Origin of the sequence: Alkalicoccus halolimnae, assembly GCF_008014775.2 — a bacterium.
Classification (GTDB): domain Bacteria; phylum Bacillota; class Bacilli; order Bacillales; family Salisediminibacteriaceae; genus Alkalicoccus; species Alkalicoccus halolimnae.
Genome location: NZ_CP144914.1, coordinates 2512385 through 2533988 on the forward strand (window position 1 = coordinate 2512385; position 21604 = coordinate 2533988).

Genomic DNA, 21604 nt, shown 5'->3' on the forward strand with positions numbered 1-21604 from the left:
ATTTTTAATACCGTCATAAAAGTGAAGGAGCGTCCTCTATTTTTATCTTCTCCCATCTTTTCTGCCAGTTTTTCTTACGTATCCGTTTATTATAAACGTCATGAAGCGCCGGGGTTTCCAGAAAAAATGGCGTCGGCCTGACTTTCATAAGCAGTGCATCTTCCAATCCGTGCGGAGCGGTAAGAACGAGATTCTTATTTTTATCCAGTTTTACTCCCAATGCCGCAGCCGTCTCCGGAAATCGGGAAATGGCATCTTCCGAGGAAGTATAAGGAGCAGTCCCATTAACGAGGTGCATCCGTGCCTGATTTTTTACCGACCAGGGATAAGAGGGCTGCTTTTCATTCAGTGTTTTTTCCAGCTTCTTTTCCTCTCTTTCATCCGGGTTTAACGGATCGAAATAAATAACATCTATATCTGCCGGAGGGGTCTTAAGGCCGTGCTGAATATCCCAGATTTTCGAACGGATAAACCCGGCACATATCCACCAGTCCGGAAGTTCCAGCTCCGCAGCTGTGGACAGAATAATCATCATCGACGGATCATCTCTTATTGCCTGTTTAACTTCATCAGCGCTCTGCAGCATGGCTTTCTCCTTCCGCAAATAAAAAGTTGCTCTTTTCCCTGGGCCCCGCTATACTTTATGTAAATAAATACAGGCGAACATTAAAAGGAGTGGAAAATGATGGATCTTATCCGCCATTCAGAATGGAAAGATACGAAGTTGACCATCCACCTCATTTCCCAGATTCTCGGTAAAATCCGTCTGGAGGCTGCTTACCAGGAACCTCAGTGGGCTCATGTCATGCTTGCTCTCACACCGCACGGCTTCACAACCGGCCTGCTCGATTTTAAGGATCACTGGTTTGAAGTATCGGTCGATTTGACCCACAGCACTTTAGAAGTCACCGTGGACAGCCGGGTAAAAACGAAGAAGCTGGCCGATGGAGTTGCTGTCAAAGATTATTTTGAGTTCATCTTTCAGACGCTGGAGGAAGGCGGGGTAATGATTTCGATTTTCCCTGTGCCTCAGGAAATGAGTCTGCGCACGCCTCTGAATGAGGATACCGAGCACCGCACATATGATGCTTCCCTTGCGCGGCGGGGCTTCCATCTTTTTCAGTGGGCATTTGCCGAACAAATGAAATTCATCGGACCGCTCCGCTCCCGGAAAGTAAAACCCGGTTTGTTCTGGGGGACGTTTGATGTTTCCTGTCTCATCGTTTCCAATCGTCCGGAGCCATTCCCGGAAGACAAAGTGATTGAAAAAGCTGCTTTCGATGAGCAGTTTATCGAATACGGATTCTGGCTCGGAGATGACAACGTGGACATTCCTACCTTATTTGTTCTCCCCTACCCATTTCAGAATAAAGATTTAAACAGTCCTGATATTTCCCCTCCGGAAGCTTATTATGACAAGGATCTTAGTGAATACTTTCTTTCTCTGGAAACTCTTGTGCAAAAAGAAAACCGAAGCTCCCTCGTACAACAGTTTTTCCATTCGACTTTCGGTGTGCTATGCGGGGAGCTCGGCTGGAACAATATCGAGGAAGTTAAAAAGCCGCTGCTGATGAAAAAGCAGGTGGCAAAAGATAACGGTTAATCTCCCCTACTCCAGCAGCCTTCTCAGGGCTGCTGTTTCTTCCGGGGTCGTTTCATACCCTTCCTGGTCATAACCGGTGAAAGTAAACAGACTTTTTTCCCCTTTGTCTCCGAGGAAAAGGTGAAGGAGACGCGCGCCTTCCGATTCATACTTAATAACAAAATCGTACCGGTTTTCTTCTGCTCCGTTTTCCGCAACGTCCGTTTCCACCTCTTCTGCATTTTTCATAATCTCTTCCACTTTTGATGTTTCCCTCATGACCAGAAAGAAATCAGCGTTAATTCCGCTGAATCCTTCCGATTCGGAAATAGAAATTTCTTTTATGTCGTCTGACAAGGGTACGCCCTGCTCTCCATTCAGGCAGGCAGAAAGAAATAAAGCGTGGGAAAGCAGGATCAGTATTCCAATTTTCTTCACTGATTATCTTCTTCCACGCTGAAGCCTGTCCTTCCCCAGGATGCGAGGCGGCGGATATCTTCCGGACCGGTGCGGCAGCAGCCGCCGATAATTTTCGCGCCCTGCTCGTACCAGTGGCGGGCGTTTTTATCAAAATCTGCGGCGTGGGAATCCCCCTGCCACGTATTCGTTGCAGCGTCATAGGTTTCACCTGAATTAGGATAGACGATAAGAGGTTTAGTCGTTTCCTGGTTTATCTCTTCGATCAGCGAGGAAATGTACTGCAGCGGAGTACAGTTCACTCCGAAAGCGGCGATTTGGTGCTGTTTGTCTGCCCAGGCAGCACATGCTGCGATGCTCTCCCCGTCGCTTATATGTTTCTCATCTTTCGCACTGAAGCTGATCCAAGCCCATGCTTCCGGAAATTCGCCGAGCACCTCTGCAGCTGCTTCCGCTTCAAGCAGGCAGGGAATCGTTTCAATCGCGAGGATGTCCGCTCCCGCTTCCAGCAGTTCTTTCATGCGGGGCCGGTGAAAATTCTTCAGCTCTTCTTTATTCACGCCGTAATTCCCGCGGTATTCAGAACCGTCTGCCAGGTAAGCCCCGTAAGGTCCGACGGAAGCTGCAACTAGAGGTTCCGGACGACCTGTTCGGTTTTCAAGGTCCTGCCAGAATTCATTACGTGCTTCTTTGGCCAGCTCCACAGAAGTGCGCATAAGCGCTGCCGCTTTTTCTTCAGATAACCCCCGCTCCTGAAACCGTTCGAAAGAAGCCTGATAGCTTGCGGTAATAGCACAGTCCGCTCCGGCTTTAAAATAATCGTGATGCACCTGTTTAACGAGTTCCGGCTGCTCTATTAGAACTTTAGCCGACCAGAGACTGTCATCTAAATCGCAGCCGTACTTTTCAAGTTCTGTAGCCAGTGCTCCGTCCAAAATGAGCAGCGGCCGTTTATGGAGAATCATTTCAATTGGATTCATCGTTTATCTCCTTCACTTTACGAGTTTATGGTGTCTCTTTAACTACCTTCGCTGTTACAGACAAAATCCCTTCCTTTTTATGGAGAACGAGTCCAGGATAGTAAACTCTCATTAATATGATTTTTAAAGCAGATGTTTATCAAGAAGACTGTCTTGAAAATAAAGTAGATAAGCGTGCGCCTTTGTTTCCAAGGAGACGCTTTCCGGGCGGGGCTGCCTCAGCTAATTCCATCCTCCCTTCCGTCGGGCGGAGCGGGGCTCGTCCTTTATCGCCCCGGAGTCGCCTCATGTCCTCTTCAGCTTACGGTAAAAAGACAGAGCAGGAGCCGCCTTCTAAATAAAGAAGCCCCCTTCTGACCATCCTTTCATCTGTATAGAGAAGAAGTTCCATTCCTATAAAAGTCATTTTCATCCTTCATGGTTCAGCGATCCTGCAAGAGGGTCTCTGTTAAAGCCGAAGATTCTTAGCATGCTTAGGAAAAAGTGAAAATTAATATTAGAACTAGTTCCCTATTTTTGATGAAGGGATTTTAAAGGTCACTATTTTATTATTTTCAAACATAGTTAATGATTTCCACTCCAGACGGACGCTTTCCGTGGGGCTCGTCTTCAACTAATTCTTCCTCAGCATTGCTCCGGAAGAATGGATTTTCAGACTGCGCTGATCCCAGAGGAGTCACCGCCTTATGTTCCAATTATCCGTTTCTTTTTATGAGGCTTTATTATAGCTCCGTGTTGTTTTTGGAATGTCTGCGGCGTGCGGGAGGACCTTCCTGCTTTCTTTTTCTGCAGGCATTTCTGCCCTGGCCCCGGTTTGACGGAATGAGAAATATGGTTCGTTAAAAAGCAGAAGTAGGTCTCTTTTAAGGCCAAAAAACGAAGCGGAAACGTGCCCGTGTAAGAAGGAGATTGAAAGATCCCGCAGGGGCGCAGCCCACCCGAAAGTCTCCTTCACGGCAGAGCTGAAGCGAATTTTTCTATATTTATTAGCAACAGACTTTAACACAGCTATCAAGAAAGGATCCGTCCGCTGCATTAAGAGAGTATCGTGGATATAACCAGAACAGCCTGCATTGTCAGATGAGTACAGATGTGGGCTGCCATCGCCGTCTCCAGGTTTTTCTTCCAGTAAAGCCAGCCGAATACGACGCCGCCAAATCCATTAAGAATGACCATCCTCACAAGCACCGGGGTTGTGATTTCCGTTTCCAGAGCGGTTACAGAATAGTGCCCGACAGCAAACACGAGCGAAGATACGAGGATCGCTGTCCAGAATACAGCGTACGGTGGTACCTGCTTTTTCCTGGCGGCTACTTTCCAAAAAAGCCATACGAGAAGTGTCATCATGCCCCAGCGCATCATGATTTCTTCTATAATACCTCCGTAAACGACACTGAGCAGAAGCGTGTAAAAATCGAACTCCTGGTGCCACAAGCTCAGTACGTCGGGTACAAACGGATGAAAAAAGAAGTCAAAAAGCAGCAGTACCACTCCAGTGAGAAATCCGCTGACTGCCCCCCCATGTTCCCGCTTTACGCCATTTCCCTGATGCCGGCTTTCCATCACGGTCTTTTATGTAAATCAAAGAAGTTAGGCCGGTAGATCGAGCCAGCAAATGTCCAGCAGTTACGGCAAGTAGTATAATAATCATTGGATTAATCAGTGAGAGAAGTGCAAGTACAGGCGTTGACGGGAGATTCTCCGGTTCGGTGCCCATTTCCCGAAGCGCGGCCGTGATCACTTCCAGGTTTAACGGAATCAGTAGTAAAGTTCCTCCCAGCCCTGCAAGAATAAATAACAAAAAGGACCTCCAAGGTTTTCTCATCTGTTTTTCCTCTCTTCCAACAGCTTAATTAATTTCTTCTATACGCTTATCGAAAATCTACGTTGAAAATAAAACATTCAGCGGCATATCCTTTTGGCTGCACTTTTGTAAGCTTCCGCTTTTGTTTTGAAAGGTCTTTTCGTCCATTATAGTGCAGCAGTCCTGCATGGATGTCTCTGTCAGTGCTTAATGCTGCTGTCAATGAGCACCTGCGGCTCCTTCACCTGCCGAAGAAGTCCTCCCTTTTGATCAACGTTTATTTTCAAGGCACCCTTTTAGATAGAGAAAGGTAAAAAGGCCTTCCCATAAGGATAGGAGCACAGCTTCACACGGACAAAAGCCTGTCAGACAAATCCACGTCTAACAGGCTTTTCAACATCCAGTCCGGCTCCGCGTAAGCTTTCCAGGCTGTCCTGATATCCCTTTCGAGACAGCCTCTTTATAATACTTATTTTCTACCTTGTTGCTCTGCCCTGGTTTTTTTCCATTCCTTATACTTCCCACTTCCTCGGCACCCCTGGCATTCTTCAGGCTCTTCATAATAAAATTCATTAATATATGCTCTGCTTCGTCCGCGGCCTCTGCAGTCCGGACATTTATCCTTCACTTCAAACCTGGCAATTCTTCTTTCATAAAATGGACGTCTGCGGCTGCCTCTGAAGTCGACTACTGTCATATTGTCCACCGCCCTTTAAAAATGATTAAATATGACATCTCCACAGGTCATGGTTTCAGCAACTTCTTTCCGCAGGTTTCTTTCCCGGCATCCCTCCTTTAAGAAAGCTCTGCTGATTTTCAACAGCTTCGTCCTGCGATAAAAGAAAAACTCCCGGCCGGTCTTATTTTTCTACAATTTTCTGAAGAAAAAGTGAACCTGTCAGGAGAAAGAAATCCGCGGTGCAAGGCCGCTTCTGCTGTTTCTATTGTTAATTTCATCATATCTGAAAAAGCGTTTCTGATCAACTATCCTTCATCCAATTTTTAGGGTTTTTTACCAGCGTCCGTTTTTTTCTTTTCTTCCCGTTCAAGTTGAATGTAATGAAAAATTTTCGTTGCAAAACCCATGATCAGACCGATCCCCGTAAAAATATAAAGAATTGTAAATATTTTTCCGAAGTCGGTCTGTGGGGTAAAATCACCGTAACCGACAGTTGAGAGCGTGATCACGCTGAAATAGAGAGCGTCCAGAATTCTCAGACCTTCGACTGTAGCGTAGAACACCGTGCCTGAAAGGAGAGTCATGCACGTAAGGAAGAATAAAACCTGGAATTCCGGCTCTTTCAGCCCTCGGACTACAGCCCGTATAATCCTGCCAAGCGTCATAAGAAAAGCAACCATCTGCTCCTCCTCTCTTTCTATCGTCTTCGGCGATCATTTATATTCTATTTAGCTGTGTTCAAGCATTGTTGTTGATACACTTAGAAAACTCCGCTTCAGCTCTGCTGTGGAGGACGGATTTAGCTGAGGCGGGTTCTACGCCCCATGGAAACGAAAGCGCACGTTTATTGCTTATCTACTTTATTTTCAAGACAGGCTTTTTTTAATACCTTCCTATGTCCCACTCGTTCTGATGAATAGACAGAGAAAGACCTTTTTGTCGGGAATTACGCCTCTTTATAAGTTAACTGAAATCTTTTTTAAACACATAACTCACCTTGTCGTACGCCATTTTTTCTTCGTAAAAACGATGAGCGGCGGAGCGGTTCAGGCCGGACGATAAAGCGACGCAGGTGTATTCGTTCTTTTCGGTCCACTGATGCACAAAGTCCAGCAGCTTTTCTCCATATCCGGATGAGCGCGACGATCCATCCGTTACGAGATCGCATACCCATACGAAGTGCCCGTAGTAGAGCGTAATCATCGGTTTGAAACCGATAACGGCCTTTATTTCTCCTTCTTCTTTCATAGCATACAGCTGGTACCTGTCCTTTTCACGGGCGTCCTTTACGAGATCGGTATACGCTTCTTCCGTGAGATGTGTCCTCAGCTGTTTCATGACCGGATAGGCCTCTTTTATCTGTTCCTCTGTCTTAAGCTCGATAACGGTTTCCAAACGACCCCTTCTTTCCAGTATACTTGATCATTATATTATACAGGAAATTCCTTCTCACAGAACCGCTGCGCACACAATACTGCTATGATCCTTATTTCACGAAACACCTGCCCCTTTCTAACAGAACAGCTCCTCACCTCAAAGGAAGAGGCAGGAGCTGTTCTTCATCGAATCGGGACTTTGCTCTTGTTCCAGCAAGTGTAATCCAACCGCTTACTGTGAGTTCATTCTTTCTTCCGCGATAATCGGCAGAAGATTATCGAAAATATGCGTGTCTCCGTCTGTGACGCCGAACCCTCCATAATAATCACTGTTTTTGTTTTTCACCTGGAATTCCTTCATTCTCTGGAAAATATCCTGTGCAAGACTGTCCTCGCCAATTTCCGTACAGTAGAGAATGAGGAAACTGTAAACAGCCGGTGACTCATAATCAACGAGCGGTTCTTTTGTTTCTCTGCTGTAGATGCCGTTGACGACACCCCGTCCTGTCATCTGTTCCTCAATAAAGGACAAAAACGGTTCAGAACGCTCCCCCCGCTGACCTTGATGATAAGCAGTGATCGCCTGATCCACGATATTGATCTCATCGTCATAAAGATACTCCTGATCATCCACATTGTAAGCTTTAGGATAAAAAACATCATCCATCGGCGCATTTCTCAGTACATCAATCGTGCTTTCCGCTGCTTCTGCATCGAGATTCGCTTCTTCTGAAAGCAGTTCCAGGGAAGGGGGTTCAATATAAGATAAGGTGATCAACTCACTTGCATACTGATCATTCGTTTCGTAGAAGTCGGTAAAAATACCGTTGCGTACGTTATTTGTGTTCAAGTATCTGTTGATAAGAGCAGAAGCTTCCGTATATTTTTCTTCTTCCCAGAGGTTGTCTGCACGCCTCAGCGCTGCAGAGATACGGATGTCATCGATAAAGGCGTTGGCGTTCACTTCGCTTTCCCCATCTTCTGTCAGCTTCCAATTAACGAAGCCGTCTTCCTCCAGATAATATTCCTGAAGCTGGACGTAAGTTTCCTCGAATTTCTCCTGATCCTCTAACTCAAGAGCATGTTCCATCCATAGTCCCAGCGTTTCTGAGAGCGATTCTCTTCCTTTAACGAGATCTTCATCTACTTCATCGCCGCGTTTAATATAAGTGGCAAAAGTTCCGTTTTCGTTAACGAGCCAGGTTTCTATGAATTTTTCCGTTGCAGAGAGCGGTGCCGGTTCCTGCTCCTGCGTTGCATAATTAAACGCTGCGATGAGAAGCGCAGACAACACGACAAGTGATACGATTAGTACACCCATTTTCCTGCGTCCTTTCTTATATCGTTTCACTGCTTTAAACCCGGACTCCGCTTGGAGCTTTGACCTTGAATTCTTCTTTAATAAAATTTAAAATTTGCTCTGCTGCGTCCCCTGTGCCAAATGGGTTGCTGATCGCTGCCATTTTCTGATAAGCTGCCTCATCGCTTAACAGCTCCTGGCATTCTTTATAAATTTTACCTTCCGACGTGCCGACGAGTTTCAGCGTTCCCGCCTCCACACCTTCCGGCCGCTCGGTCGTATTGCGCGCTACAAGTACCGGCTTCCCGAGTCCTGGAGCTTCTTCCTGAATACCACCCGAATCCGTGATGACGATGTGGGACTCCTTCATGACGTGAACAAAATCCTGGTAATCAAGTGGTTCAATGACGTGAACATTTTCTGTGTCTTCAATTTCTTTCAATACTTTCTGGCGGATAATTGGATTTTTATGAACCGGAAATACAAATTGAACATCTTCGTTTTCTCTGACTAAGCGGTTTACAGCACGGTAAACATGCTGCAGTTCTTCCAGGTTTTCGCGCCTGTGGGTTGTCATCAGAATGGTTCGTTTTCCGTTTTGGAAAATCTGTTTCAGATTCTCCGGAAAATCATGCGGTTTCTCCGTAATCTGCAGAAGTGCATCAATCACCGTGTTTCCCGTGATGGTAATGCGGCAGGCTTCCACATTTTCCAGAATCAGATTCATTTTATTTTTTTTCGTCGCTGCAAAATGATACGTCGCGAGCCGCCCGACCATCTGACGGTTCATTTCTTCCGGGAATGGGGAGTGAATGTTATTTGTCCGAAGCCCCGCTTCCACATGACCGACTGGAATCTGCTGTAGAAAAGCAGCATAGGCTCCGATAAATGTCGTTGTCGTATCCCCGTGGACGAGTACGAGATCCGGCTGTTCTCTGCTTATAATAGGAGAAAGCTCTGCAAGCACTCTCGCAGTTAATTCTTCCACCGTCTGTCCGGCTTTCATAATTTCGAGATTGTAGTCCGGGACAAGCTCAAACAGGTCCAGAACCTGATCAAGCATTTCTTTATGCTGCCCGGTATTTACACAGACGCTTTCCAGACTTTCATCAAGCTGAAGCGCCTGAACGACAGGCGCCATTTTGATTCCTTCCGGCCTTGTACCGAATATTGTCATAACCTTCATTTATTGACTCTCCCTTCACGCCGGCGTTCTTCGGCAGTAAGTGCAGCTTTGACAGCTTCTTTGGTTTCTCCCTGTTTGAAGCGCTGGGTTTTGTACCATTTGACTTCCTGCTTGAACAATACACGCTTTGTCTCCAGGAATGTTGCGTATACGACGAGAATTACCCAGAGCTGGGAATAGGTGAAATACATCAGCAGGACAACGAAAAAGTTTTTAACGGTCAGCTGACCTTTCTCCATACTCAGGGCGAGCAGGACTTCCGTGACGAATAACAGGAAGCCTGTCAGCAGCAGGACATAGGAAACGATCCCTATCGTCAGGTTCAAATCGACGAACAGATTCGTCACAAAAATAGTATGTGAGATAAGAATACCGCCGAAGAACAAAATATACGTAAACATAAAGTAAAAGAGATCGAGCCCAATCTTTTTGTTTTCAAGCTTTGAAAACTCCATTAAATATTTTCCGATGACGTACTCATTCCCCCGTGCCCAGCGTGTCCGCTGCTTCCACCATACTTTCAGGTTCTCCGGCTCCTGCTCCCAGGTGATCGCTGCCGGAAAAAAGCGGATATGGTATCCGAGGTTATAAACACGGAAGCTCAGTTCGGTATCTTCCGACAGGGCTTTTTCATCCCAGCCGCCGAGTTCTTCAAGGATAGAGCGGCGGATCGCAAAGTTTGTACCTGGAATTGTCGTCATTTTAAACCAGAACCACCGTCCTGCCTGGGCAAGCCACTGAAAAGTCAGTGTTTCTACGTTGATCAGACGGGTAAGCAGGTTTTTGTTCGCATTCAGTACTCGGAATTTACCGACGACCGCTCCTGCTTTTTCATCATTGTTTAAGCCGATCGCAAGGTTGTATGCCGCTTCGGGTTCCGGAGTATTATCCGCGTCATAAACAGCAATAACTTCCCCTGTAGATACTTTTAATCCCTGGTTCAGCGCTCCGGACTTTCCTTTCCCTCCATTCGGCGGCTTCGTGTGAAGCACTTTAATATAAGGATACTTTTCGGCGTAGCTGTCACAAATGGCGCCTGTATTGTCACTGGAGTTATCATTAATAACGATAACTTCGAATTTATCTTTTGGATATTTCATAGCAACCATCGAATCCAGTGTTTTTTCAATGACCATTTCCTCGTTATGAGCAGGAATGAGTACACTGAACGTCGGCATCGGACCCGGATTTTTATCCCATTCTTTCTTCTGATCCGGGTGTTTAAGATAATGCAGGTATCCTCCCTGCATTAAAAACATGTGGTAGAACAGCATAAACCAGATTAAAAACAGTGAGATATAAAGAAATAATTCAGCCAATTTTCTTTTCCCCTTTCTCATGCTCCCTGCGCGGTCTGCGGAAAACAGTGTAGAAAATAAACATGATTACTGCGGTAACTCCGATCCCTGCAACTACCCAGGTAACTTTATCGATAAAGTTTTTGATATGGTACACCGGGAAATCGATGGAAGAAGTCATGAGCCCTGCAGTATCAATATCTGTTTCAATTCTTCCGTTGCCGCTTTTAATTGTGATGTTTTCCACTTCTACCGTGTTTCTCATTTCTTTCATATCCAGCCATTCCAGATCCGGTATGGTTTCCATCTCGTCAAGCAGATCTTCCAGACCCTCTACACCGAGGTAAGGGTGATAAAACCCGCCGATCATTCCCCCATCGCTGATCTGATATTCTTCTGCTCTGGCCATCATTTTCTCCACGGCCTGATTGTCCCCCGGCTGCACATAGCCGATCGTTTCCGGCAGCAGTGTCATGCCGTTAAGGAGAGTTGGTTTGGACACGTTAGGAGTCGTATCCATCGCTTCCCAGTATTCATCGCTCAGCTGTACCTGGCCGACATAGGTGGAAAAGTGTTCTGATGCTACGCGGTAGCCGTTCTGGGACATCGTGTAGTGAGGTGCCTCGAAGGCTAAAGGATAAAGCCCGAAGTTCGACAGCTCCTGCACCCCCCGCGTTAACCGCTGTCTTACATAGTCCGATTCGAACCTTTTATTTTCAATCATATACGCCTGGTAATCTTCATTTGTAGCGAAGGAAGAAGCCGATTTATTCCTCGGTTCATCATCCGGACCATGATAGACAGGCATGTCGTTTTCTACATCCCAGAATTCAAATCCTTCCCCTGTTTCGGTCGTTCTGAACTGGTGTGTATAGCCGTGCAGGACGACGCTGCCGCCGTTATCCTGCATATACTTTAAAGCTTCCAGCACTTCCGGTGCATCATTGAAATGATACCTGCGTCCTGTTTCTGGATTCGTGTAAACCGGTACGACAGCAATCATGTATGGAATTTCCCTTTCTTTTAAAAGTTCTGCTATGTCCATCAACCTGTCCGCATCTGCGAGCGGGTGCACGTCTTCCAGACGAAGATATCCCGGAGTCGTATCCACCGGTTCTGTATCAAAAAAGTTATGCAGCGCCTGCGTGAAATATACGGAATAGGGAGGAACAAGCTTATCCGATGCTACGTAGTAATTCCCGTCATTTTCAGAGATAAGAGGGAACGTTCCGTTATCACCTTCTGCTTCAACGATCGTACTCGTATCTTCTTCCACCTCAGTGGCAAACAGAAGGTTCGGCTCGATTTCTCTTTCTTTATCTTCCTGACCCGGCATGTCCAGTTTAGTAACAACTTCCTCGCCTCCGGTTTCGAGGTAGTCGAACTTTTCGCCGAGTTTCTCTACGTTATTGCCAATCGCCATCGTTGGCCCGTCAAAAGCATCCAGGATATCGACGACTTTACCGGAAATGGCATCATTTGTTTCGCCATAGTAGATCAGGTGGGTTTTTTCCCCCAGATCTCCTTCCGTTACTTCCAAAACACTTTTAAAAGTAATATACTCTGTGAAATGTCCCAGATGCATATCCATCAGCCGCTGATCGGGGCTGATCTCTGCATTTTCAGCTGAGTAAATTACAAGTACGGATGCTGCTGATCCTGAATTCCGCAGATCTGCCGCTGCCCCCGCCCCGTTTGTAAAAAGACTAAAAGCTAGAAGAAAAACCATTGGTACCAAAACACTCTGCTTCAAAAATTTCTTATGCCGACCCACGCTTGTTCCCCCTCCTTGAATTTCCAAAAATAAGAAAAATTGTTCGTAATAACGAATTTATCACCATAACATAGAGAACGCAAAGCTCAAATTCTGTTAGAATCGGGTTTGGTTCGTTATAAAGCATATTAATGCTTCGTTTTCCTTCATTTTGCTTCAAATACCTTCTTAATAAAGAATTCACTGTACAATTTTTGTTCTTTATTGAGAAATTAATGATTTATAGTGACTTATTGCGGCTTTTTTAATGAATCCGGAATGTATAATGTAGGAAAAGAAGAGCTGTTTGGAATGTTTCTCTTCTGTTTCGGGAAAGGGGGGTATAGGTTCTTCTACTTATTTTGCAATTAATCACTAATGCAAACGGATTAGTTTCTTCTATTATATATAGTTCCTTTTGTGAAAAGAGCTTTGTGCCTGAAGTGAACCCCTCGTTATGTTGTTCCATCCGTACGAATCTGGCAGTAAAACGACGGCAGGTGTTGAAACAGATGAAATTTCATCAAAAAAATTATCCTTTTTTAATAGCGGCGGCAGTACTTGCCGGTCCGGGAGCCGGGCAGTACGACGCAGTGCGGGAGACTGGCGCGGCTCTCGTACTCCCATTATTGATTCTCATGCTGTTTCTGACTTTTCTCCCCATTCCTCTGAACCGCTTTTTCTCTTCCTTTTTAAATTTACGCTTTACGATCTCCAGTCTGGTTATGAATTTTTTATGGACGCCGCTTCTCGCATGGATGCTTGCTTCTCTTTTTCTTCAGGGGCACCCTGCCCTGTGGACAGGCTTTATTATGCTTATGGTCACGTCGTGTACGGACTGGTATGTCATCTTTACAGGACTGGCGAAAGGAAATACAGCCATTTCCAGTGCCATTCTTCCGGTAAATCTTCTCCTGCAGATGATCTTGCTGCCGGTTTATCTTTACCTGTTTGCCGGTACTCAGACTGAAATTGAAGCAGGACTGCTTCTGGAAAGTGTGATAACTGTTCTGTTTCTTCCACTCCTCACAGCCATTGCTGCGAAAGGATTATTAAAAAATCACCCTGAAAGGCGAAAAAAGCTGTTTACTGTTCTGGAACCGCTTCCCGTTTATTTACTCGCTCTGGCAATCGCATCGATGTTTGCTTCCCAGGCCCGGGCGCTTACAGAAAATGCAGAATACGCTCTTCTGCTTCTTTTTCCGATAATGGTGTTTTTTGCGGTTAACTTTCTGGTCGGTTCTAACATCAGTTCCATCATGCAGTTTTCCTTTCCAGATAGAGTAAGCTTTCATATGACAACGATTGCCCGCAATTCGCCGCTTGCCCTTGCTGTGGCAGTGAGTGCTTTCCCAGATCAGCCGCTTATTGCTTTAACGCTCGTCATCGGTCCTCTTTTGGAGCTCCCGGTTCTTGCAGCGCTTACCCATCTGCTAAACGTTATCCGTCGCAGAACTGCAGCCTGCTGAAAGACAGCGCTATGGAAATAGGGATCTCGATGGAATATATCCGGTTCTATAAGACCACATACAAAGTATGGGTACTTTTATAGTATTACTTGGTATTGTTTGGCCCCTGTTCTCTTTCCAACCGGGGTTCAGGGAAACCGATTGTGAATGTTTAAAAAACAAAAAACCATACCGTAACGAAATAAGGTTTATTTACCCGCTTTTGAAGGGAATGTAGTCACGGTATTACTCTTATACAGAAAGGGGGAAGATTATTGCTTGCCTGGCTGCCCGAATCGTTAAGAAAGTATTTTCAAATGTCCAGACGGGAAAGAAAATACGAGATGTCCTCGACGCTCTGGTATATGCCTTTCTTCTATATTTCATTAGCTATTATTTTAGTTATAGGTACACTTTTTCTTGACCTTGCAACAGATATCGACCAGTATGCATTTGAAATGCTCCGAATCGATACGGAAACGACCCAGATTCTCGTCAGTACACTGATCGGCGGTATCTTAACACTCAGCGCCTTCACCTTAAACTCTCTGCTTGTTTTCCTTACGACATTCAGCGGACAGTTTTCTCCGCGGATGCTGCTGAATTTTGTTGCCGAAAAGCAGACGCAGCACGCACTCGGTATATTTAATGGAAGTTTTGTGTACGTTCTGCTCGTCTTCCTGTTTATCGGCAGTACCGAAAGGGAAGTTTTTGTTGCTGTTCCATTGATGACAATCTTTCTCGCTTTTTTCGCCGCCGTTACGTTTATTTACTTTATTAATCACGCGACAACGTGGATGCAGGTCCATAACATAACCGATACGATGAAAAAAAATTCTCAGAAAATTGTGAAGCATACCTTAAGCCGGGAGCTGGAGATTTACCGGACTAAGGATCCGGGTAATATTGACGAAAAAAAATTAAGCCGTGGTGTTACACTCCATGCGCCGCGTAACGGCTATATTCAGCTTGTTGATTACAGGCAGATGATCGAATGCGCCCGAAAAGACAATATCATTGTTCAGTTCCACTTTCGTATGGGCGATTATATTCTTGAAGGAAACAAACTGCTCACCTACTGGGGAGAAGATATCGCTCATGTAAAGGATGATAAATATTCCGGAATGATCCGGATCGGCCATAAGGAGCTGGAGCTTCAGGATATCCATGTCGGGATGCATAAGCTGAGTGAGATCGCAATCAAATCCATAGGAAATAACGACCCTAAAACAGTAATTAACGCGATCCACCAGATGAGTGAACTCATGCTCGATGTCGTAAGCCACGTCACTTTTACGCCCTATCTTGTTGATGAAAGTAGGGAAGTACGTCTGATTCTTTTAAAAGAAACGTTTGAATCCTACGTCCACAAAGGGTTTGGATATATCCGCTACTATGCCGCCCGGGACCATTTAATTATCGGCGAGATGGTTAAATCCTTCAGTATGCTTGCTGAAAGTATCGATGAAGAAAAGCGTCAGACGCTGTGGGATTTTGCTTATGATACGTCTCTTTTCATGCGCAGTGAGGAGATTTACAGGCTGGACCGTAAATTTCTGCTCCAATCCTTTGAACAGCTTGCCATTACAACGGATAATATAGAAGATTATAAAGAAATGGAAGATCGTTTTTTGAAGCAAATTTGAACGGCCAAAAGCCTGTTAGCCCCCCCGTCTAACAGGCTTTTTAACACCTTGTCCGGATGCGCGCGAGCTTTCCAGACTGTCCCGATATACCTTTTTGAGACAGCCGCTTCTTAATATGCAGTTAAATCCGCTTTCTTTCATTCTGAATCCGTAAGAAATCAGCTCTGCTGAAAAACGGCAAAGAGGCTGGGTATGAAAGCCGGGCAGCTGCTTTAAATGAACGTTGAGGAAACTTCTCTGAAACTCTGATTGTATGCTGCATTGGAGTTTTCTATATGACAAAAATGATCGCTGACAGAGAGTAAAATGTAAAGATAGTGAGACCCCCCGAAAAAATATCTGATTATTCAAAATATTATTGTTTTCATATTAGAAATTGCGGGAAAAATATACAAAGGGGATTGGGAGGGACTATGTTTTTACAGGAGGACACAGACGATGAAGAAACAACAGAAACTTCTTCTTATTGCAGCTGCCCTGTTGCTAAGTCTAGTATTTATTACCCCTGTCAGCGCAGATCATCATATCGCTTTCGAAAACGACTCTTTCCGAATTCATAATGTAGAATCAGATGGACAAATGATTGATATTTTCGGTGAAGCAAGGGTTTTTGAAGGAACAGTCGCCTATGTCGTTACGGAAGAAGGTGAAGAAATTGACGAAGGCTTTACGACAGCAACGGCAGGCGGGCCGGAATGGGGTGAATTTCACCTGTCTATAGAAGTCGTGGACACTGGAGAAGAAATGAGAGAATTAACGGTTACTGTTTTTGAAGAAAGTGCCGATGACGGCAGCCGTGTCGATGCTATTGATATTCCAATTACGCTAGGTGAAACACCTGATTTTGGTGATGACCTGCCGGCGACTGCTTCCGGTTACCCTGCGCTTCTCTTTATAGGGCTTCTGACAGCTGCTGCCGGTATGCTTTTCATTCCGCGCAAAAAACCAGCCGTTTAACCGGAACCTCCCCTCCCCTGTTCATTTACCAATACGGATAAATTGTACAATTAAGGGAATTTCATCAGTGCTCGTCTCAGTTAACTATACGAATACTTATAGAAAATTATACACTCATGTTCGCAGCTATGAATAGCCACAGCGAACGCGAACACTTTCATTCAAAAAAAAACAGTTTTCCTGTTTTTTACGTAATTAACTGGCTTCGTGCTCCTTTTTTGTTAGAATAATAATATCGACAAAACGAAGCCGTTTTATAATTTTCACAATCAGGAGCCCCGTATATGAAACATGTAGAATCACGTAAAGATAAAATCCAGCTTTTCTCAAGAATATTATGGCCGATCATGGTGACGCAGCTGAGTTTATTTGCGATGAACCTGGTTGATACGATTATGTCCGGGAGAGTCGGGACGGATGACCTGGCAGGGGTCGCTATCGGAACCAGTATCTGGATGCCGGTCTTTACCGGTATTAACGGTATTCTGCTGGCGGTCACCACCATCGTGGCCCAGCTTGTCGGCAGCGGACGAAAAGAGCATATTACGAATACAATCAATCAGTCGCTCTATCTTTCAATAGCACTTGCCCTCGCTGTCCTTGCCGGGGGCGCTTTACTTTTAGAGCCGGTTTTGTCTCTTATGAGTCTGGAACAATCGGTGGAGCATATTTCCTTTCATTATTTAATCGGTCTTTCTTTCGGGATCGTTCCTCTGTTTCTGGCTAACGTGCTCCGCAATTTCTTTGACGGACAGGGACTGACCCGGCTGACAATGATTATCACCGTTGCCGCAGTGCCATTTAACGTCCTGCTCAACTACGGATTTATATTTGGCAACTTTGGCCTGCCGGCACTTGGAGGTATCGGGGCCGGATATGCGACGGCTGTGACGTTCTGGATAATGTTTGTTTTCAGCGTCTGGATGACGTTCCGTGTTTCTGCTCTTAAACACTACCGTATTTTCCTTTCATGGGCCCGTCCCTCCTGGAAAATATGGAAAGAACAGCTCGGGATCGGCATCCCTATTGGATTATCCATCTTTTTTGAATCGAGTATATTTTCAGCTGTAACTCTTATGATGGGCGCTATGTTTACGACGCTGACCGTTGCTGCTCATCAAATTGCGCTCAGTTTTACTTCCCTCATTTTCATGATCCCGTTAAGTATTTCCATGGCGCTGACGATTGTTGTCGGTTTTTCTGTTGGCGGCGGCAAGTTTCAGGCAGCCCGGCAGTATGGAAGGCTCGGCGTGTGGGGAGGAATCGGCTTTCTTGCGGTATGTGCTGTCTTTCTCTATTTCTCCCGGGAGCAGATTGCTTATTTTTATACGGCGGACCGGGGCGTTGTGCTGCTGGCTAAACAGTTTTTCCTGATTGCTATTGTGTATCAGCTGTCCGATGCGGCCCAATCGGGTCTTCAGGGCGTGCTGCGGGGATATAAGGATGTACAGGTACCGTTCCTGATTGCCCTGATTTCCTACTGGCTCATCGGTATCCCTGCCGGTTATCTGCTCGCTTCCGCCACTGCGCTGGGCCCTTTCGGCCTCTGGGTCGGCATTACTCTCGGGCTGACGTTTGCCGCCGCAGGCTTTTATGTTCGTCTGCAGATTGTCCAGCGCCGTGCTGAAACTGCTGTTCATGTATCTGCCGCCAATCCTGATTAAAGAAAGGAGGTGTCCATTCATGACTGAACAAGCTCATTCTCTGCTGAAGACATGCTGGACGCTGATGCGTGCGATAGCGGTAGTCTCCTCGAGTCTGGCTGCCGTCGTGTCCACTACGCTCCCCTTGTTTTTTTACCCGTTTTTATCGACCGGTTACTTAGTCGTGCTGCTCTTTCTGCTGACAATCGGTGCCTTTACGATCCATGGTATATTAACACACATTTTCAACGATTATGCCGATTATAAGTCAGGGACGGACGCTTACAGCCCCGCTCTTCTTTCCGGCGGCAGCCGGGTTATTCAAAAGGGAATGATTTCCTTACATAGAATGAAGCAGCTCGGGTTCGGAATCAGCTTCGTCCTGCTGCTGATCGCAGCTGTATCAGCACTGCTCGGCAGGCACGAGCCGGCTTTATTACTCGTTGTCGGAGTATGGGCAGCTGCCTCCTATTCTCTTTCCCCGCTTCGGTTAAGCTACCGGCCGTTTCTCGGGGAGTGGCTCAGTTTGTTTCCTTCCATCTTTTTTCTCGGTCTGGCCGCCCCGTGGATCGCTCTCGGTGAACTTCCGGTATGGGGTTTTCAAAATGCTCTCGTAAATGCTCTGTTTTGTGTGGCATGGGTGATGGTGCACCATATTCCGGATTTGGAAGCGGACAGAAAGGCTGTCCCGGTTAAACGGACGAGCGTCGTCTGGTTTGCCGATACTTTCGGTATGTATTACGCACGTTTTCCGGCTCTCCTCTACTTTTTAATGATGGCATTAACGGCTTTCTGGTTTGCCCCGGAACGCATTTGGGCTGCGGGCGGGGTTTTGGCTGCCTCTGCCTTTGCCGTAGTTCTTGTCCTGAAAATGGATGTAACTGATCCCGAGCAGGTTTCCGCTTACGAAAAACTGCTTCTGCTTGCAGCAATGGCAACTGCCCTATGGATAGGGATTTTCGTCTAAAGATTTTTATTTAAGCGACAAAAAAGCGTCACAGTGGACTTCCGCTGCGGCGCTTTTTAGAGTTTTTAAAGATGACTTTTACGACATTTTGAGCTTTTGACCGACGCTGATTTTATTAGGATTGGAAAGTTTGTTGACACTGACAAGTCTGGAGACTGTCGTTTTGTACTTGGCGGCAATACTGTAAAGCGTGTCTCCCGCTTTCACCGTGTAAGTGGTACCTGCAGATGGAGCGGATGGGGCAGCTGCAGTTCCGGAAAGTTTCAGCTTCTGACCCACTTTCAGGACATTCACATTTTTAATGTTGTTTAAAGCGGCAAGCTTGGCGACCGTCGTTTTATTCTTAGCAGCAATGCTGGACAGCGTATCCCCTGCTTTAACTGTATACGTTTTTCCTGAAGACTGGGAAGGCTGAAGTTTCAACATTTCGGAAACGGTAACGAATTTGTATCCTTTTGCTTTCAGTTTCTTAATAATGTCCGGAAGTGCTGCAGGTGTACCCGGTGCTCCTGCTCCGGTATGCATCAGGACGATGGAACCAGGGACGATATTGTTAACAACCTTGTTTGTGACTTCTGTTTTAGAGAGACCTCTCCAGTCGATGGTATCAATGTTCCAATGAAGGGTATGGGTGTAGCCTGCATTACCGACGGCCGAGAGAACTGCAGCGTTAGTGTAACCGAACGGGGCCCGGAAAATTGGTTTTGTCGTTTTCCCGGTTATACTTTTGGCAAGCGCCTCCGTTTTATTCAGCTCACTTTTAATTTGAGCAGCTGTAAGCTTCGTAAAATCCTTATGAGTATAGGAATGGTTGCCAATCTGATGTCCTTTGGCCGTAATATTTTTAATGCGCTGAGGATGATGGTTCATACCGGTGCCGGTTAAAAAGAAAGTTGCTTTTACTTTATGGGTTTCCAGCGTGTTTAAAATTTTATTGACGTTTGTTCCATCAGCGCCGTCATCAAATGTAAGTGCGACTACTTTTTCATTTGTGTTTCCTTTCGACACGAGTTTGGAGCTGGCAGCTTCAATATCAGCAGGACTAAAGGTAAAAACAGTGACAAAAATCAGCAGAAAGGCAACAGCAGCCTTAACTAATTTGGCACCCATCTCTTTCACCTCTTAAATTATTTATGCCCTGAAAGTCTGGCATATGTATATTAAAAAGTATTATTAAATTGATAAAATATGTATATTACATCTTATATTATACTCCTGTTTTTGTAATTTACTACTGCTTATTCAACTATTTTTTAATAATAGAATCAATTTCATAAGTCCCTGTAAGAGAGGGATTTTCGAACAAAATAAATGATTTCCACTTCAGACGGGTGCTTTTCGCAGGGCTCGTCTTCAACTCATTCTTCCAGTGCTTTACTCTGGATGAATGGATTTTCAGACTTCGCTCAATCCCGCTGGAACCGCAGTCTGCCGTTTCAATCATCCGATTTTATATACAAATATTCAAACTATAAATTAATAAAATGTTCGTTAAAATAACTTGAAAAGTATATTATTAAATTGATTCAATAAATATAAAGCAATACTGTCTGTGTCTTTTATATTTATAGATTCTCTAAAGATTTTTCTATCTGTATTTCCCTTTCCAAATTATAGTCATAATATTCCTGCTTTAAATTATAATCATCTTGTTTCTTGAAAATATTTTGGGAATTTCCATTAAAAACGTTGACTTTATATCTGAAAATTTGAAATAATCAAAGGGAACCTTTTACATATTAGTATTTCAGAAATAATACCGGCGCTTTTTTGTTACCGGATTTCCAGCAGATAAACCCGGCACTATAATAATCAGGTTTGGCAGCATGCCGGGTTCTTTTGAGTTTCCTGTTATAGGTCAGAAAGAGGAGAGCTTCGTGTGGGTTATAATAGTTTCGGCAGCTTTCCTTTACCCTGTCAAAATCCTCACATTAAAGCCGGTATACGTCATTAGGAAAGCAGGTGGAATTATGTGGATACTTATCAGCTTCTGGATCGTTGCGCTTCTTACCGTAGCCGCTACGATTAAATATCGAAAACCGATGCTATTAACCGTACCCTTCTTCGCAATGATTGGGTTTCTTTTTGTACAAGTCGCTATGGTACCGATGCCTTTCTGGGATACGGTCCGGTTTGTTTTCAGTTTACGCTAGAATCCGGGGAGGCAGACTAAAGTGAGTAAAAATAATAAACAGATCCAGAGTCCTGTCTGTCACTCGTGCGGGAGCTCAGAAATCGTCATCGTTACTATGGGACGGTATCTTTTTATGACATCGATACTGCCGGTGCTTGTCGTGCTGGCTATCGGACTATTTTTCGAACCGCTTTTTTTCTTGTTTATCCCAGCTGTTATAGTAACAAATTATATTCTCGCCAAAAGAAAAGCTCCTATGGTGATCTGCCGAAGCTGCAGACATGTAGAGAATAAGTACTCTTTACCTGCAGGGGCTGAAAAGTAACCTCATTTTTTGAAAGCGATTGCATGACAATTTCAGGATTCTTTCTAGTCTGCGTCTTGTCCAGGTGCGCCCTGTATCTGGTAAGGAGAAGCTTTGCATACATTATTTA

Annotated in this window: 20 protein-coding genes; 8 read left to right on the forward strand and 12 right to left on the reverse strand. The window is 45.1% G+C overall.

Annotated elements, in window-relative coordinates; translation table 11 throughout:
* Positions 1–13 precede the first annotated feature (13 nt).
* Positions 14–586, reverse strand: a complete 573-nt coding sequence (locus tag FTX54_RS11570; RefSeq protein WP_147805235.1) for a nucleotidyltransferase family protein — start codon at positions 584–586, stop codon at positions 14–16.
* A 96-nt stretch (positions 587–682) separates the two neighbouring features.
* Here FTX54_RS11570 and FTX54_RS11575 point away from each other — a divergent pair, with 96 nt between their 5' ends.
* Positions 683–1603 carry a DUF5996 family protein gene (locus tag FTX54_RS11575; protein WP_187254682.1) on the forward strand — a complete coding sequence of 307 codons (921 nt, stop codon included), beginning with the start codon at positions 683–685 and terminating at the stop codon, positions 1601–1603.
* A gap of 6 nt (positions 1604–1609) precedes the next feature.
* On the opposite strand, the gene FTX54_RS11580 is transcribed toward FTX54_RS11575, so the two are convergent.
* The 10 genes from FTX54_RS11580 to FTX54_RS11625 form a co-directional block, all read right to left on the reverse strand.
* Entirely contained in the window at positions 1610–2020 is a 411-nt protein-coding gene (locus FTX54_RS11580) for a hypothetical protein (RefSeq protein ID WP_147805234.1), read from the reverse strand.
* Positions 2017–2979, reverse strand: coding sequence for a homocysteine S-methyltransferase (mmuM, locus tag FTX54_RS11585; protein ID WP_147805233.1), 963 nt, complete (start codon positions 2977–2979; stop codon positions 2017–2019). Before mmuM ends, FTX54_RS11580 begins: the two co-directional genes overlap by 4 nt.
* A 1035-nt stretch (positions 2980–4014) precedes the next feature.
* Positions 4015–4470, reverse strand: coding sequence for a CPBP family intramembrane glutamic endopeptidase (locus FTX54_RS11590; protein ID WP_187254681.1), 456 nt, complete (start codon positions 4468–4470; stop codon positions 4015–4017).
* Complete coding sequence (locus tag FTX54_RS11595) at positions 4451–4804, reverse strand: hypothetical protein (protein WP_147805231.1); 354 nt, start codon at positions 4802–4804, stop codon at positions 4451–4453. The genes FTX54_RS11590 and FTX54_RS11595 overlap by 20 nt, the downstream gene beginning before the upstream one ends.
* 981 nt (positions 4805–5785) lie before the next feature.
* The gene (locus FTX54_RS11600; RefSeq protein WP_147805230.1) at positions 5786–6142 is read right to left on the reverse strand and encodes a potassium channel family protein; all 357 of its coding nucleotides are present in this window, start codon (positions 6140–6142) and stop codon (positions 5786–5788) included.
* Between the two features lie 283 nt (positions 6143–6425).
* Entirely contained in the window at positions 6426–6800 is a 375-nt protein-coding gene (locus tag FTX54_RS11605) for a GNAT family N-acetyltransferase (RefSeq protein WP_147805237.1), read from the reverse strand.
* 270 nt (positions 6801–7070) lie between these two features.
* Positions 7071–8159 (reverse strand): glycosyl hydrolase family 8, encoded by a 1089-nt coding sequence (locus tag FTX54_RS11610; protein WP_187254680.1) that lies wholly within the window; start codon positions 8157–8159, stop codon positions 7071–7073.
* 34 nt (positions 8160–8193) lie between these two features.
* The gene (gene wecB / locus FTX54_RS11615) at positions 8194–9324 is read right to left on the reverse strand and encodes a non-hydrolyzing UDP-N-acetylglucosamine 2-epimerase (RefSeq protein ID WP_147805228.1); all 1131 of its coding nucleotides are present in this window, start codon (positions 9322–9324) and stop codon (positions 8194–8196) included.
* On the reverse strand, positions 9321–10643 hold the full coding sequence (locus FTX54_RS11620) for a glycosyltransferase (protein ID WP_246125717.1): 1323 nt from the start codon (positions 10641–10643) through the stop codon (positions 9321–9323). The genes wecB and FTX54_RS11620 overlap by 4 nt, the downstream gene beginning before the upstream one ends.
* The gene (locus tag FTX54_RS11625) at positions 10636–12396 is read right to left on the reverse strand and encodes a polysaccharide deacetylase family protein (protein WP_147805227.1); all 1761 of its coding nucleotides are present in this window, start codon (positions 12394–12396) and stop codon (positions 10636–10638) included. The genes FTX54_RS11620 and FTX54_RS11625 overlap by 8 nt, the downstream gene beginning before the upstream one ends.
* Positions 12397–12887: 491 nt before the next feature.
* Here FTX54_RS11625 and FTX54_RS11630 point away from each other — a divergent pair, with 491 nt between their 5' ends.
* From FTX54_RS11630 to FTX54_RS11650, 5 genes are all read left to right on the forward strand, one after another.
* The gene (locus FTX54_RS11630) at positions 12888–13844 is read left to right on the forward strand and encodes an arsenic resistance protein (protein WP_147805226.1); all 957 of its coding nucleotides are present in this window, start codon (positions 12888–12890) and stop codon (positions 13842–13844) included.
* A gap of 254 nt (positions 13845–14098) precedes the next feature.
* Complete coding sequence (locus tag FTX54_RS11635) at positions 14099–15469, forward strand: DUF2254 domain-containing protein (RefSeq protein ID WP_246125715.1); 1371 nt, start codon at positions 14099–14101, stop codon at positions 15467–15469.
* Positions 15470–15907: 438 nt separating this feature from the next.
* Positions 15908–16426 (forward strand): Gmad2 immunoglobulin-like domain-containing protein, encoded by a 519-nt coding sequence (locus FTX54_RS11640; protein WP_147805224.1) that lies wholly within the window; start codon positions 15908–15910, stop codon positions 16424–16426.
* Between the two features lie 284 nt (positions 16427–16710).
* Positions 16711–18090 carry an MATE family efflux transporter gene (locus FTX54_RS11645; RefSeq protein WP_147805223.1) on the forward strand — a complete coding sequence of 460 codons (1380 nt, stop codon included), beginning with the start codon at positions 16711–16713 and terminating at the stop codon, positions 18088–18090.
* 19 nt (positions 18091–18109) lie between these two features.
* Positions 18110–19036, forward strand: coding sequence for a prenyltransferase (locus FTX54_RS11650; protein ID WP_147805222.1), 927 nt, complete (start codon positions 18110–18112; stop codon positions 19034–19036).
* Between the two features lie 78 nt (positions 19037–19114).
* On the opposite strand, the gene FTX54_RS11655 is transcribed toward FTX54_RS11650, so the two are convergent.
* Positions 19115–20146 (reverse strand): LysM peptidoglycan-binding domain-containing protein, encoded by a 1032-nt coding sequence (locus FTX54_RS11655; protein ID WP_147805221.1) that lies wholly within the window; start codon positions 20144–20146, stop codon positions 19115–19117.
* Between the two features lie 860 nt (positions 20147–21006).
* Between FTX54_RS11655 and FTX54_RS11660 the strand changes: the two genes are divergently transcribed.
* The gene (locus tag FTX54_RS11660; protein WP_147805220.1) at positions 21007–21189 is read left to right on the forward strand and encodes a hypothetical protein; all 183 of its coding nucleotides are present in this window, start codon (positions 21007–21009) and stop codon (positions 21187–21189) included.
* Positions 21190–21210: 21 nt separating this feature from the next.
* The gene (locus tag FTX54_RS11665) at positions 21211–21495 is read left to right on the forward strand and encodes a hypothetical protein (protein WP_147805219.1); all 285 of its coding nucleotides are present in this window, start codon (positions 21211–21213) and stop codon (positions 21493–21495) included.
* Positions 21496–21604: the final 109 nt, after the last annotated feature.

Excerpts from the sequence above, each read along its gene's own strand:
- FTX54_RS11660 (WP_147805220.1), top strand. The coding sequence starts at position 21,007 with ATGTGGATACTTATCAGCTTCTGGATCGTTGCGCTTCTTACCGTAGCC.
- FTX54_RS11605 (WP_147805237.1), bottom strand. The coding sequence starts at position 6,800 with ATGAAACAGCTGAGGACACATCTCACGGAAGAAGCGTATACCGATCTC.
- FTX54_RS11595 (WP_147805231.1), bottom strand. The coding sequence starts at position 4,804 with ATGAGAAAACCTTGGAGGTCCTTTTTGTTATTTATTCTTGCAGGGCTG.
- FTX54_RS11610 (WP_187254680.1), bottom strand. The coding sequence starts at position 8,159 with ATGGGTGTACTAATCGTATCACTTGTCGTGTTGTCTGCGCTTCTCATC.
- FTX54_RS11655 (WP_147805221.1), bottom strand. The coding sequence starts at position 20,146 with ATGGGTGCCAAATTAGTTAAGGCTGCTGTTGCCTTTCTGCTGATTTTT.
- FTX54_RS11630 (WP_147805226.1), top strand. The coding sequence starts at position 12,888 with ATGAAATTTCATCAAAAAAATTATCCTTTTTTAATAGCGGCGGCAGTA.
- FTX54_RS11650 (WP_147805222.1), top strand. The coding sequence starts at position 18,110 with ATGACTGAACAAGCTCATTCTCTGCTGAAGACATGCTGGACGCTGATG.
- FTX54_RS11600 (WP_147805230.1), bottom strand. The coding sequence starts at position 6,142 with ATGGTTGCTTTTCTTATGACGCTTGGCAGGATTATACGGGCTGTAGTC.
- wecB (WP_147805228.1), bottom strand. The coding sequence starts at position 9,324 with ATGAAGGTTATGACAATATTCGGTACAAGGCCGGAAGGAATCAAAATG.
- FTX54_RS11575 (WP_187254682.1), top strand. The coding sequence starts at position 683 with ATGATGGATCTTATCCGCCATTCAGAATGGAAAGATACGAAGTTGACC.
- FTX54_RS11645 (WP_147805223.1), top strand. The coding sequence starts at position 16,711 with ATGAAACATGTAGAATCACGTAAAGATAAAATCCAGCTTTTCTCAAGA.
- FTX54_RS11640 (WP_147805224.1), top strand. The coding sequence starts at position 15,908 with ATGAAGAAACAACAGAAACTTCTTCTTATTGCAGCTGCCCTGTTGCTA.
- FTX54_RS11570 (WP_147805235.1), bottom strand. The coding sequence starts at position 586 with ATGCTGCAGAGCGCTGATGAAGTTAAACAGGCAATAAGAGATGATCCG.
- mmuM (WP_147805233.1), bottom strand. The coding sequence starts at position 2,979 with ATGAATCCAATTGAAATGATTCTCCATAAACGGCCGCTGCTCATTTTG.